The sequence below is a fragment of the Bradyrhizobium sp. Kon56 genome (genome assembly GCF_055807635.1).
Window position 1 is genome coordinate 67113 of the sequence record NZ_JBVVOU010000022.1, and the last position, 12304, is coordinate 79416.

At 63.2% G+C, this 12304-nt stretch carries 11 protein-coding genes; 7 read left to right on the forward strand and 4 right to left on the reverse strand.

All coding sequences use genetic code 11. From position 1 onward, the window contains the following. The first annotated feature begins 81 nt into the window (after window positions 1-81). Together AC0L3B_RS28235 and AC0L3B_RS28240 are read left to right on the forward strand one after the other, a co-directional pair. Window positions 82-900 carry an aldo/keto reductase gene (locus AC0L3B_RS28235; RefSeq protein ID WP_018455196.1) on the forward strand — a complete coding sequence of 273 codons (819 nt, stop codon included), beginning with the start codon at window positions 82-84 and terminating at the stop codon, window positions 898-900. A 49-nt stretch (window positions 901-949) separates the two neighbouring features. Further along, on the forward strand, window positions 950-1933 hold the full coding sequence (locus AC0L3B_RS28240) for a hypothetical protein (RefSeq protein ID WP_473381451.1): 984 nt from the start codon (window positions 950-952) through the stop codon (window positions 1931-1933). A 1181-nt stretch (window positions 1934-3114) separates the two neighbouring features. Here AC0L3B_RS28240 and AC0L3B_RS28245 read toward each other — a convergent pair. From AC0L3B_RS28245 to AC0L3B_RS28255, 3 genes are all read right to left on the reverse strand, one after another. Beyond that, the gene (locus tag AC0L3B_RS28245) at window positions 3115-4167 is read right to left on the reverse strand and encodes an HlyD family secretion protein (protein ID WP_473381452.1); all 1053 of its coding nucleotides are present in this window, start codon (window positions 4165-4167) and stop codon (window positions 3115-3117) included. A gap of 60 nt (window positions 4168-4227) precedes the next feature. Further along, window positions 4228-5415 carry a glycosyltransferase family 2 protein gene (locus AC0L3B_RS28250; RefSeq protein WP_473381453.1) on the reverse strand — a complete coding sequence of 396 codons (1188 nt, stop codon included), beginning with the start codon at window positions 5413-5415 and terminating at the stop codon, window positions 4228-4230. A gap of 1111 nt (window positions 5416-6526) precedes the next feature. Then, window positions 6527-7240 (reverse strand): DUF599 domain-containing protein, encoded by a 714-nt coding sequence (locus AC0L3B_RS28255; protein WP_018455192.1) that lies wholly within the window; start codon window positions 7238-7240, stop codon window positions 6527-6529. A gap of 124 nt (window positions 7241-7364) precedes the next feature. On the opposite strand from AC0L3B_RS28255, the gene AC0L3B_RS28260 reads away from it, so the two are divergent. From AC0L3B_RS28260 to AC0L3B_RS28275, 4 genes are all read left to right on the forward strand, one after another. After that, a complete protein-coding gene (locus AC0L3B_RS28260; RefSeq protein WP_085360925.1) occupies window positions 7365-8027 on the forward strand; it encodes a glutathione S-transferase family protein in 663 nt (220 codons plus the stop codon). 324 nt (window positions 8028-8351) lie between these two features. Next, the gene (locus tag AC0L3B_RS28265) at window positions 8352-8555 is read left to right on the forward strand and encodes a hypothetical protein (RefSeq protein ID WP_007611353.1); all 204 of its coding nucleotides are present in this window, start codon (window positions 8352-8354) and stop codon (window positions 8553-8555) included. A gap of 159 nt (window positions 8556-8714) precedes the next feature. Further along, entirely contained in the window at window positions 8715-9680 is a 966-nt protein-coding gene (locus AC0L3B_RS28270; protein ID WP_026232899.1) for a hypothetical protein, read from the forward strand. Window positions 9681-9722: 42 nt separating this feature from the next. Beyond that, a complete protein-coding gene (locus AC0L3B_RS28275) occupies window positions 9723-10163 on the forward strand; it encodes a DUF1489 family protein (RefSeq protein WP_018455188.1) in 441 nt (146 codons plus the stop codon). Here the strand turns inward: AC0L3B_RS28275 and panC are convergent. After that, on the reverse strand, window positions 10160-11011 hold the full coding sequence (panC, locus tag AC0L3B_RS28280) for a pantoate--beta-alanine ligase (protein ID WP_026232898.1): 852 nt from the start codon (window positions 11009-11011) through the stop codon (window positions 10160-10162). The genes AC0L3B_RS28275 and panC overlap by 4 nt on opposite strands. A gap of 281 nt (window positions 11012-11292) precedes the next feature. Between panC and AC0L3B_RS28285 the strand changes: the two genes are divergently transcribed. After that, on the forward strand, window positions 11293-12216 hold the full coding sequence (locus AC0L3B_RS28285) for a division plane positioning ATPase MipZ (protein ID WP_018455186.1): 924 nt from the start codon (window positions 11293-11295) through the stop codon (window positions 12214-12216). Window positions 12217-12304 lie beyond the last annotated feature (88 nt).

The window sequence follows — 12304 nt, forward strand, 5'->3', positions numbered from 1 at the left end:
GCCCGTTGGCAGTGTTGCCAGCCGGGTTCATAATGACGCCTGGATCATGATTTGGGGCGACCGCGACAGAGAGGATTCCTCATGCTGTTCGTCGAGACCAATGGCGCAAGGATACCGGCGATCGGGCTGGGGACCTGGGAGCTGAGCGGGCGCATGTGCACCCGTGTGGTCGAGCAGGCGCTGCGGCTCGGCTATCGCCACATCGATACCGCACAGGTCTACGAGAATGAGCGCGAGGTCGGCGACGGCTTGCGCGCCTCCGGCGTGCGCCGCGACGACATCTTCCTGACGACAAAGGTCTGGACCAATCATTTCGCGCCCCACGATCTCGAGCGCTCGGTCAAGGAGAGCCTGGCGCGCATGCGACTTCCCTCCGTCGATCTCCTGCTGCTGCACTGGCCCAATTCGCACGTGCCGCTGGAGGAGACGCTGGGCGCGCTGTCGCATGCCAAGCGCATGGGCCTGACCCGCCACATCGGCGTTTCCAATTTCACCGTGGCGCTGATCGAGCAGGCGGTGGCGTTGTCGCCGGAGCCGCTGGCCTGCAACCAGGTCGAATACCACCCTTATCTCGACCAGGCGAAGGTGAGGGCGGCCTGCGATCAGCACGGGCTCGCTCTGGTCGCCTACAGCCCGATCGCCAAGGGGCGGATCAAGACCGACCGGACGCTCGCCGAGATCGGGCGTCTGCATCACAAGACGCCGGCGCAGGTCTGCCTGCGCTGGCTGGTGCAACAGAATGTCGCTGCGATCCCGCGCACCTCGCGCGTCGAACGCCTGTCGGAAAACATCGAGATCTTCGATTTCGAGCTTTCGGACGACGAGATGGCCCAGATCGCCGCGCTGGCCAGTCCCAGGGGCCGCCTGACCGATTTCGCCTTCGCGCCAAAATGGGATTGAGAGGGGCCTGCCGTATGCTAGGACCAGCTTGGCAACCTGAAGTCAGGCGATGGAACTGCGGAAGATCATACGGACGGACATTGCAGCGTCGGCGATCGCCCATCTGACGCTGGTCGCGCTGATCATCGTGATCAGCGAAGTCCATCCGTTTCACGCCAGCCCGCCCGAATCGGTTTCCGTCAGCATCGTGACGCCGGAGCAGGTGAAGCAGGAGGAGGCCAAAGCCGAGGAGAAGACCGGGGAAAAACTCAAGGAGAAGCCGCCGGAGCCGACCCTTGACCTGAAACTGCCGAAGTTCGATTTGAACGATAAGGACAAGGCGGCGGCCGCGCCGAAGCCCGAGGCGAAGCAGCAGGCTGCGGCACAGTCCTCGAAGCAGCAGGCCTCGCCTGAACCGCCGCAGCAGAAACAGCCGCAGCCACAGCCTTCACAGACGCCGCAGCAGCGCGAGGCAAATGCGCAGCCGCAACCGCAGCCTCCACAGCCACAGCCTCAGCCATCGCAGTCGCCGCCGCCTCAGGCGACGCCGCAGCCCCCGGCGCCACAGCTACTGCCACAAGCGATGCAGCACCCGGAGGCCGCGCCGCCGCCGTCCTATCAGGCGCCGGAGCCCGACGTCACTGTCAAATACGGCGTCATGCTGGGCCTGCCGCCGGAATTGCCGACGGAGCTGCCGAAAGACGCCTCCAAAGACGATGGCGGCGATGCCAAGGATTCAATCGCGGCGAAGCTGCCGGTCGAAATCATCGCCGAGCTGCGTCGTCATTTGCGAAGCTGCGCCAAGCTGCCGGCTGGGGTCGCGCCGACCGACAACGTCAACATCAAACTGCGCACCGTGCTCGCGACCGACGGCACGCTGGCGCGCGAGCCGATCCTGATCGAAGCCCCGCCGTCCGCAAAGGGCGTCGCGCTCGTGAAGTCCGCCATGAGCGCGCTTCAGGCCTGCCAGCCCTACAAGATGTTGCCGGCCGACAAATACGGGGAATGGAAGGTGATGGACCTGCCGTTCAGCCCGCGGGATTTCGGCGGCTAAACTCTCGCTTGGGCTACGGCCTTGCTTTGTCGCTCTGCTGTCAATCCATCTTCGCAAATATATTCCCACTTTGCCGAAATTCGGACACGGCGTATGTGTTGGCCATCCCGGCTCATCCTTGAGGGGCGATCTTGTGGTCGTCATGTTCGCGAGCCGGCTTGCGGTGGACGCGGCAGCGTTCGGGTGCGGGAGGCCAAGGGCAGGGCGGATTGCTCTCTGTGAGCCCAAGGCTTCGTGCCGACGAGCGGCGCTGCAAAGCTTCGTCACGGCGCCGCCTGTCAAACCGCCACAGACGAGACGCCGGCAGCGAATACAACCTCAGCCTGAGTCGGGCGGCGAAATTGAAGCGCAGCCGCCGCGCGTGCACGGCGATTGCCGCGTCGGCGGGAGCATCAAAATGCAAAGATAATCAATGCCACCAGCAAGACGTTGAACATGCCCAACGTGAGTACGGCGATATCGAAAACGCGGATCAAGCTGATCATGGTGTCCTCCGATACACGCCAACCGGGTGCTATGATGCCTCCGCTACGACCGGGTGTCTATGCAGTTTGTGCCTGCTCGGCGACCATCGCCACAATGTCGGCCACCCGCGTTGCGTCCAGAACGCCGTGTGTGGGAGCGCGGGCGCGCTTGGGAAAAGTGGTGAAAATTCCGCCTTCGTCAACTCGCGCGGCATTGTTGACCGATTGAGTTGCAACCATTTGTCTCAAACTTCACTCGCCCTGTGGAGACAGGCGAGACCGTTGAAACTATCGTAGTTACAGTCGGGCATCGTGCTACCGACCAAGGCAGCTCTACCTGGCTGCTGAAGCTACCCTATGCTTATTCTCTGTCCAACTCTGCTCGCCGCAGTCGCACTTGAGCGACGGATAAGCCGAGATCGCCGCTAATCCTTACAAGTCAGCCGGAGCACACGCTGGGGACACCACCATCTCGACCCAACACCTTGTGCACCGCGCGCTAGTGCCCACGATCTCGCAAGCTGGGTCGGCCGACACAATGTCGCGGCAGCACTTCGGGCACGTATATCCCGCGATGTTTGGCGTGAAGTCATACTCCGGACCAACATAGGCGCAGATCATGTGGTGGAATACTGGAAACAACATCAGCGCGGAGGAGCCGCAAGCCGGGCAACCCGTTTGGTTCGCTTCGATCTGCATGCTGCACCTCGCTCCCTCTCACAGCTCGTCGAGCCCGAATAGTTTCACCAGCATGGAAGCGATGCGCGCGCTGAGTTGTGTGTAGTGCATGTGAACGTCGACGGCCGAGTTCAGCGCCGGGGGATGCGCGCCTGGGCTGAACCGAATTCGCGCGATTTGCGAGGCGGTACGCTCGCGCGCCGCCGATGAGCCCGCTCCGGGGTACACGTCTGACACCGGCAGAATTTCCACGATCTCGCCCAGAATTCGCCGGTTGCCGAACAGGACAAAGACTTCGTTGCCGACTTTCGGGTCGGACAGGCGTTCGTTGGGAACGTACCAGTCGACGAAGACATCGGTGGGGTCGAGAATTTCTGCGATCGGAGTGCCCGCCACCAGTGACTGGCCGGCACGCGCTGGATTGTTCGCGACGATGCCAGCTATGGGTGAAAAGATTCTTCCGTCGGCAAAGCTGCTTTCAACCTTTTCGAGGCGATCAGAAAGTTGCCGGCTGAATTCGTCGAGAGCGGCCAATTGAGTGCTGGCCTCGGCGGCTTCCGCCTCCTGCGAGACCACGGCTTTGTTCGCCAGGGCGCGCTCCCGCGACATGTCAATGCGGTAATTCAGGCTCGCGGCCGATGAGGTTGCGATAAGTTGGACAGCTTCCTCAGCAAGCTGCAGATGTGAGCGCGCCGCGTCGAGAGATTCGCGCGCAACCCGGGCTTTGACACGCAGTTCCGCTTTGCGGCCGGCGATGTCCGCGAGCGAGCGCATATAAGTAGCGACGATTTCATCGTGCTGCGGAGACCGCACCCTTCCGATTTCTTCGCCTGCCTTGACCGATCCACCTCTCACCACGGTGATGCTGTTGATCTGCACGATGTAGGGCAGTGAAACCAAATATCTTGGCGAGGACACGCTGCCCGGGCCGCCGAGATAGAGAATTGGCCTCCCGAAATAGACGACAAAGAATGCGAGTATGCCGAATACGATTGTCGCATAGGCGGCGCGGACGGTCCGTCCGGCCGCGCGCCGACGGCTCTCGATAGGATCGGGAATATGCGGATCGAGTCGCGTCAGGGCCACCGTCATTTGGCCACCTCTTTTGTCCGATCTCCGAATAGTGCACGGCGAACGCGCGGTGGCACGAAATCATCGTTCCGCGACGAGGCAAAGATGATTTCCGAAGAGTGCGCACTTCAGATAGACGCCCTGGTACAAGGGAAAGATCAGCGCCATCTTCCAGCCAAAGTTTCCGACGGATCGTTGGAATAGGGCGAACACAAGTGCCATAGTGAATACCGAGATCCAGAGCAGCAGCAGGAAGATCGCCGAGAGAAACAACACGGCATCCGGGCCGAACAACAGCACAATGTAGGCCAAGTAGAACGGCAGGCTGAGCGTCGGAACGAGATCGAAGACGATGAAGTCCAGCCTTTGGATCGTGTCCGGTAAACGCTCTAGCGGATGGCGAAAACTCAGCTCGCCATACATCATGAAACGGATGCGCAGAGCATCGCGATCCCAGCGCGCGCGCTGGCGCAACAGACTGATGCCGCTTGCGGGGCCGGCTGTTTCCGCCCAGGCGTCGGACACGAACCGAATGACATAGCCGAGCCTGCGGAGCCGTAAGGTGTACTCCATATCTTCGCCAGGGCCGACGTCGAGCCCGCCCTGCTGCGTGAAGATATCCCGCCGATACATGGAACAGGCGCCGGACAGACACGCGATCGCATCCACCACGTCGAGGATCGACCGCCCCGCAGTGATCGACATCAGGTATTCGACGCTTTGAAGTCCTGTCCATATCGAATCGCGCTCATTGCTGATCGCGATGTTGCAACTTGCGCCGGCGACGAGCGGATCGCCGAACGCAGCCGCGAGGCGCTCAACCGCGTTCGGTTCGAAGACAGTGTCGGCATCTACGGTCAGAAGAAGATCGCCGCGGGCAAACCGTGCTGCAGCGTTGATGGCAGCGCTGCGGCCGCAGCGGGTCCCATGGCAGATGACCATATCAACTAGCCCCTGCGCTCTCGCCCGCTCCGCGACCGCGCGTGTTTGGTCGGTGGAGCCGTCGTCGACGACGATGATTTCGACAGGTCGCAGGGTTTGCCGGCGCAGCGAGCTGATCGAAGGAGCAAGCCCGGAGCCGCCGTTGAAGGTCGGGATAATCACGCTTACCGTCGCCTCGCAAACCGTCCCACTGGCGCTTCGCCGCTTCGAGCTGAACAGAGCAAGAGACACCAGCGATAAGGTGTAGCGGGGTATGTCGAATATCAGCAGCGAGAAGGCGAGCAGAAACAAACTCGTTCCGGCGAGCACTTCTACCATTTCGGACATGCCGGCCACCTCCGCTGCGAAAGGACCATTCCGAGCATCCGACCAAACAAGGCGCGCAAGGCAATTATCAGATGGGAAAATGAAGACCATCGCGTTGATGGTCGAGTGGTAAATTGCGTAAACATTTGCTTTGTGTGTCTGCGCTATTCACCTCCAGCATCGGCTTGGCCAATTGACGATGGAAGCGTGCTCTCGAGTTTTGATTTTGTTGGCCTGCTGGCATCAGCATTGCGGTTTCATGCTGTTGCCGGGTCGATAAATCCGACAAGGTGACCGGTCCGGCCAACCTTTCAGGCGCAAGACGGCCTCAGTCTGGAGGGCTGAGGCCGGGGGCCGTTGATGTACCGTTGGGGTCGGTACTCTTCTATTTTAATCATGGCGAGACCACTTTGCGGTATTGTCCTGAAGGACAAGCAATCAGCACGTTGTTCCTCTCACACATCTGCGGACCGCCCGACGGGTATGACGGACCGTCGTCCGTGCTACGCACACGCCGTTGATACGTGTCCTACCGACGCCGCAGGCAGCAGCAACTTCCGTAACGAGGCTTTCGGGCTGTGCAATCGGGGCAGGTGTCATCGCCTGAGCCGATACTGCGAAGCAGAAGGCGAATGTGGCAATTCCGAGCGACTTGATCATATCGAGCTCCCTGGAAGCGCCCAACCGCCCGGCCGGCGCGGCGGAGCGATGACGCGACTCTCTCAAGTTGATGCCCGCGTCTGTAAGAGAATTGAGATAGATCAAAGCGACTTTAGGGAGTTCCATGCGGCAATCGCTGCACATAGCAGATCGAGACGCCGGCTTAGGACTATGACCGCAGACTTCCCTGTGCCTCTTGGGACAAGAGGGTGAAGTGGCCAGACTCGGGCAAAATGCGCCGCGAAGGTGCGAAGCTATAGTCGCAATTCAAGATGCGAGCTGGAAAAGTGGCGCTGCCGCCTCATGCTCCGTCATTGCGAGCGCAGCGAAGCAATCCAGTCTGCCGCCGCGGGGGGATTCTGGATTGCTTCGCTGCGCTCGCAATGACGATGTGGAGAGAGGGTGCGCCACATTCGCTCTTGTGGACGCACCGCTACTCAGCGGTGCACTGCAGAGCCGCAACACGAGCGCGTCAGGGACCGCGCCGCGTCTCCTCGCCATTCACCACCTCCGGCGCCATCGCTTCCCACGCGCTCGAGGCGAACTGCCGCCGCCAAGTCACGATCACCACGGTTGCCGTGGTCACGAACAACACCCAGGGGCTGACGAACCAGCCGAGATAGCCGAGTGCGAAGAAGAAGGCGCGCTGGCCGCGGTTGAAATGGCGGCCGGCGGATTCGAACAGGCGCGAGGTGCGGATCACATGAGCTTCGGCCTCCGGCGTGTCACGCTGCGCGGCTGCCGGCATGCCGCCGAACAGGATCGCGACATAGTTGAACAGGCGGTACGACCAGGCGAATTTGAAGAAGGCATAGACGCAGATCAGGACGAGGCCGACGCATTTCAGCTCCCACATCGCCGGCGAGGTACTGAGATCGATCGGCAGCTTGCTCAAGATCGTGATCGCGTCGTTGGTCGCGTGCAGCAGCGCCAGCGCGCCGCCGAGCGCGATCAGGCTGGTGGAGGCGAAGAAGGCGGTGCCGTTCTGCAATGAGGCCATGATCTGCATGTCGACCATGCGCGCGTCGCGGTCGAGTAGCCGGCGCACCCACACCTCGCGGTAGCGGTTCATGCGCGCCGACAGGCTGTCGCGGCCATAGGCCGATTGCTCCAGCGTCAGGGCGTAGACCAGCCATTCGATGATGAAGAAGCCGACGGCTGTGATGTCGACCCAATGCCTGCTCATGTCAGTCTCCCGGAGAGGATCGCAACGCTTGCCACGCATGGCGAGGTGCAGCAACGATTGATTGGCGGCAGGCGATGGCGTTAAAAGCGGCTCGCTTCAAGGCGTATCGAGAAGGACTGATGACATGGCTGCGCTGAAACTCGCAATCGGCAACAAGAATTACTCGTCATGGTCGATGCGGCCCTGGCTCGCGCTCCGCGCCAACGACATTCCGTTCGTGGAGACCCTCATCCCGCTCTACACCGACAATCCCGCGGACAAGGAGCAGATCATCTCGTTCAGCCGCGCCGGCAAGGTGCCGGTGCTGGTCGATGGCGACATCACGGTGTGGGATTCGCTCAGCATCATCGAATACATCGCCGAGCGCTATCCGGAAGTGAAGCTGTGGCCGGACGAGGCCGCCGCGCGCGCCCATGCCCGTTCGGTGTGCGCCGAGATGCATTCCGGCTTCATGGCCCTTCGCAACGAATGCGGCATGAACCTGCACCGTCCGGTGCGCCCCGTGACGCTGTCGGCGGACGCCGAGGCCAATATCGCGCGCGTGCAGGAGATCTGGCGCGAATGCCGGGCCCGGTATGGCGCCAATGGACCGTTCCTGTTCGGGCGCTTCGGCGCAGCGGATGCGATGTATGCCCCGGTCGTGCACCGCTTCCGCACCTACGCGATCCAAGTCACGCCGGAGACCAAGGCCTACATGGACACGATGCTGGCGCTGCCGGCGTTCCAGGAATGGACCCGGGACGCGCTCGCCGAAACGCTGGTCATCGAAAAGTTCGAGAACGTGTAATCCGCGGTGATCGGCCTCGCTCGACGCCGAGCAAGCCGGCGGCGCTCAATCGCCAGAGTCGTCGGCAGAGGGACCTCACGGCCCAGGAACCTCCCAAGGTGGTGGATCACGCCAGCCCCGACGACCGTTTGCCCCATACCCCCGGAAGAACCGGTTCCGGCGGTATCGTCGGCTGACGGCATCACTCTGAAATAACTGCAAAATTCGCACGTTTGCCATGTCGCATACTGCTGGCCAAAAACGCTCGTCGCATGCTATACAGCGGCCGGGTTTCCGGCCAGCCGACGCAGTGGGACCACGGGCGTGGCAGGCGTTGTTTGAGTGATGGAGAGGGTGTTGAAGCACAAATTCCCTATTGGCGCGCGCGTATTGTTCACCGCCAGCAATGTCGCACGCCCCGCTGCCAGCGGCTCGTATGAGGTCATCCGCCTCCTGCCGACCGATGGTGACGACTGTCAGTACCGGATCAAGAGCTCGACCGAAGCCTTCGAACGCGTCGCCAAGGAAAGCCAGCTCGCGCTGTCCTGAAGGCCGACGCTATCCGCGCATTGGCGCGTCCCCGGGAATTTGTATTCTGCCGCCGTCAAAAGGCCCGCTTCACCTTCAAAAGGTGGGCCGGGGGCAGTTGCCGACTCTCGGTACTCGCTTTGACCATTCGCTCTCTGCTCGCGTGAGGGGACGTCGCGCATGAACTGGGCATGGGCCTCGTCGTTTGACCAAATCTGGAGCTCGCCGGCCCTTCCAATGTGGATGATGCTGGCGGCTGCCGGCTTCTTCGGACTGATTCTCCTGGTCACGCTGCTGCGCGCCGAACGATCGGTCGCCAACGGCGCGCTGACCGTCATTGCGCTGCTCGCCATTGCCATCGCGCTGGCTGCTGTTGTGCGCGTCGATGGACCGGCGGGGCAGACCACGCCGACCGAGGCGCGCGCACAGGCGGCGATGACCGCGAGCCTGCCGGCGCTGTCCTGTCTCGACGATCTCGCGGGCGATGCCGTGGCCATGGGCTGCGAGAAGGCGCTGTTCGGCGCGCCTGACGCGGCGGCTGCGGCCGTCTCCACGACCGCGGCCAGGATCGACCGGCTGACGGCGCTCGGCGATGCCGCGACCGCCGAGAAGAGCCTGACGCCCGACATCAAGGTGCTGCGCAAGTCGCTGGAGCGTGATCGCTACGGCCTGGTCGCGCATGTGCTGGTCGCGCGCGATGGCTGCACGCAGTTTGACTGCGCGGCCTTCCGCTCGCTGACCGACCAGCAGCGGGTCGCCGCCAACATGGATTCCCATCTCTACGACACGCTGGTCGCGCGCTACGCCCCGACCTGGAATGCGCCTGCAGCAGCGCAATCGTTGCCGGCCACTGCCGCACTTGCGGGGCTGCCGCCGTCGATGCCGACGGGCAAGCCGACCAATGCGGAGTTCCCGAGTGCCTCGTCGACGCCGCCGGTCAGCATCATGAATCCCGAGCCGCCGACGCGTCAGGCGGCGCCCACCGCAAACGCGGCGGCTCCGCGCGCCCCCGCAGCGGCCTCGGCGCAGGCCGCAGCTCCCGCCGCGAAGAAGCCGCCTGCGCCGAAGGCTGCGCGGGCGCCGGCGGCAGCACCGGTTCCGCTCACGCCGCCGGCCGCGGCTGCCCCGGCTGCGGATAACAAGTAGATCGGCATTCCAAATGCGTGGCTGTCCGGCTAATGCTGGGGCATGCCACTACATCTGATCAAGCTCGCCGTCGGCTGCGAATCCGTCAAGGAATTGAAGGAGTGGACCGCCGAACGGATGCAGACCGCCAAGAAGAAGGGTCTGCCGCAACATCACATCCACATCACCCGCATGGTGCCCAAGCGCGACGCCGAGATCCTGTCGGGTGGGTCGCTCTATTGGGTGATCAAGGGCGAGGTCGCCGCGCGCGAAAAGATCATCGGCATCGAGCCGTTCCGCGACAAGGACGGCATCGGGCGCTGCCGGATCGTGATGCAGCCGAAGGTGATTCCGGTGTCGCCGCGGCCGATGCGCCCGTTCCAGGGCTGGCGCTATCTCGCCGACGATTCGGTGCCGCCCGATCTCGGCAGGTCCGCCGCCGGCTCGATCGCGGCGATGCCTGAGCCGATGCGGCGCGAGCTGCGCGATCTCGGGCTGCTCTAAACCGCGATATTGTCGATCAGCCGGGTGGTGCCGAGCTTGGCCGCGACCAGGATGCGCAACGGTCCGTCGTTGCGCGAGCTGACCTGTGCCAGGGTCGCTGCATGGCGCACTTCGAAATAGTCGAGCTCAAAGCCGGCCGCCGTGATCATCGCGGCACCGCGCGCCATTGCGGGCGCGACCGCTTCGCCGGCGCGAATGCGCCCGGCGCTCTCCTTCATGGCGCGGTATAGCGTGGTTGCGGTCTGCCGCTCCTGTGGCGACAAATAGACGTTGCGCGAGGACATCGCGAGCCCATCGCGCTCGCGCACGGTGCGGGAGCCGATCACCTTGACGCCGAGCTCGAGGTCGCGAGCCATCTGCGCCACCACCCGCAACTGCTGAAAATCCTTCTCGCCGAAGATCGCGACATCCGGCCGGCACTGGGTGAACAGCTTGCCGACGACAGTGGCGACGCCGGCGAAGAAATGCGGGCGGAAGCGGTCTTCGAGGCCAGCCAGCGCCGGTCCCTCCGGCACGATGCGGGTGGCAAAGCCCTCCGGGTACATGGCCTCGGCGCCGGGATGCCAGACGATATCGACGTCCTCGGCGGCTAGCTTGGCGAGATCGGCCTTCCAGGTTCGCGGATAGGCGCCAAAATCCTCGGTCGGCGCGAACTGGGTCGGGTTGACGAAGATCGACACCACGACGCGGCTCGCGCGCCGCCTGGCGAGGCGTACCAGCGACACATGGCCGTCATGGAGCGCTCCCATGGTCGGGACCAGCGCGATCGTCGCCTTTCGCTTGCGAAGATTGTCGACGGCGCGTCGCAAGGCGGGGACCGTGCGGGCGATCAAGGGGCTGCGTGACATCAGAACTCGACGCGATCGGGAATCGACGGGCGCGTTCCGGCGCCCGGCAGGCTAACCTTAACAAGCGGCGACCATGGACGCCATGCATCCGGATGCGGCACAGCATCCCGCGCAAAGCCGCGCAAGCGTCGCGGCATTGTGGGCTGGATCACAGACGCGAAGCGGCGCCGCGATTCATGATGAAGGTCAGCGCGCCGCGATTTGTCTTGCCTGTCACGCATTTCACTTGACCGCAGACGCGGCCAACTCGAAGATATTCGTTAGGGGTGTTGAGGATCGCGATGCTTGTGCAAGCTAGCCAAGGCCAGTCCGGCTCGGCGCATGTGGTCGTGCTCGGCAACGAGAAAGGCGGCTCCGGCAAGTCGACCACCGCCCTGCACATCGCAGTCGCGCTTCTCAAAGCCGGCCAGCGCGTCGCCACCATCGACCTCGACTGCCGTCAGCAGAGCTTTACTCACTACATCAACAACCGTTCCGCCTGGGCGCGCCGAACCAAGCTCGACCTCGAACTGCCGTTGCATCGCTGCATCAAGCTTGGCGAAACGATGCAGGTTGCCGAGAACGAGAATTCGGAGTTCCTTCAGTTCATGGAGGCGGTCTCGGCGGTCGAGAGCAGCTTCGACTTCATCGTCATCGATACGCCCGGCACCGACAGCTACCTGATGCGGCTTGCGCACTCGATGGCCGACACGCTGGTGACCCCGATCAATGACAGCTTCCTCGATTTCGATGTGCTCGGCACTGTCGATCCCGCCAATTACGCGGTGACAGGCGAGAGCCACTACGCCGAGATGGTGCGGGATGTCAGGCGCAAGCGCCGCCAGCTCGACGGTGCGACCACCGACTGGATCGTGGTGCGCAACCGCCTGTCGATGCTCGGCTCCCGCAACAAGCAGCTGGTTGCCGATGGGTTGAAGGATTTGTCGCTGCGGCTCGGCTTCCGCTACGTCGACGGCTTCGCCGAACGGGTCGTCTATCGCGAGTTCTTCCCGCGCGGTCTGACCGCGCTGGACGAGATCGACGAGGCCACGCTCGGCATGCGGCCAAATCTCGGCCATCTCACCGCACGGGAGGAGGTGACGAGCCTGCTCCGCCAGCTCAAGCTTCCGCTCGACGAGCGCGGACGTCGCCGCGCGGCCAATCGCGCCGAGTGGTTCAACCAGGTCGACAAGCCGCTCGAGGTCCACGACATCCTCGGCGCTTGAGGCGGCGGTACATCGCTACTTCCAGTCGATCAAGAGGCCGGTCTCCCCCGGGGAACCGAGCCCGCGCTCAACCGTTTTCACCCCGTGT

Bases quoted from the DNA above. Each gene is read 5' to 3' on its own strand.
- AC0L3B_RS28235 (WP_018455196.1), top strand. From the start codon at position 82: ATGCTGTTCGTCGAGACCAATGGCGCAAGGATACCGGCGATCGGGCTG.
- AC0L3B_RS28240 (WP_473381451.1), top strand. From the start codon at position 950: ATGGAACTGCGGAAGATCATACGGACGGACATTGCAGCGTCGGCGATC.
- AC0L3B_RS28245 (WP_473381452.1), bottom strand. From the start codon at position 4,167: ATGACGGTGGCCCTGACGCGACTCGATCCGCATATTCCCGATCCTATC.
- AC0L3B_RS28250 (WP_473381453.1), bottom strand. From the start codon at position 5,415: ATGTCCGAAATGGTAGAAGTGCTCGCCGGAACGAGTTTGTTTCTGCTC.
- AC0L3B_RS28255 (WP_018455192.1), bottom strand. From the start codon at position 7,240: ATGAGCAGGCATTGGGTCGACATCACAGCCGTCGGCTTCTTCATCATC.
- AC0L3B_RS28260 (WP_085360925.1), top strand. From the start codon at position 7,365: ATGGCTGCGCTGAAACTCGCAATCGGCAACAAGAATTACTCGTCATGG.
- AC0L3B_RS28265 (WP_007611353.1), top strand. From the start codon at position 8,352: ATGGAGAGGGTGTTGAAGCACAAATTCCCTATTGGCGCGCGCGTATTG.
- AC0L3B_RS28270 (WP_026232899.1), top strand. From the start codon at position 8,715: ATGAACTGGGCATGGGCCTCGTCGTTTGACCAAATCTGGAGCTCGCCG.
- AC0L3B_RS28275 (WP_018455188.1), top strand. From the start codon at position 9,723: ATGCCACTACATCTGATCAAGCTCGCCGTCGGCTGCGAATCCGTCAAG.
- panC (WP_026232898.1), bottom strand. From the start codon at position 11,011: ATGTCACGCAGCCCCTTGATCGCCCGCACGGTCCCCGCCTTGCGACGC.
- AC0L3B_RS28285 (WP_018455186.1), top strand. From the start codon at position 11,293: ATGCTTGTGCAAGCTAGCCAAGGCCAGTCCGGCTCGGCGCATGTGGTC.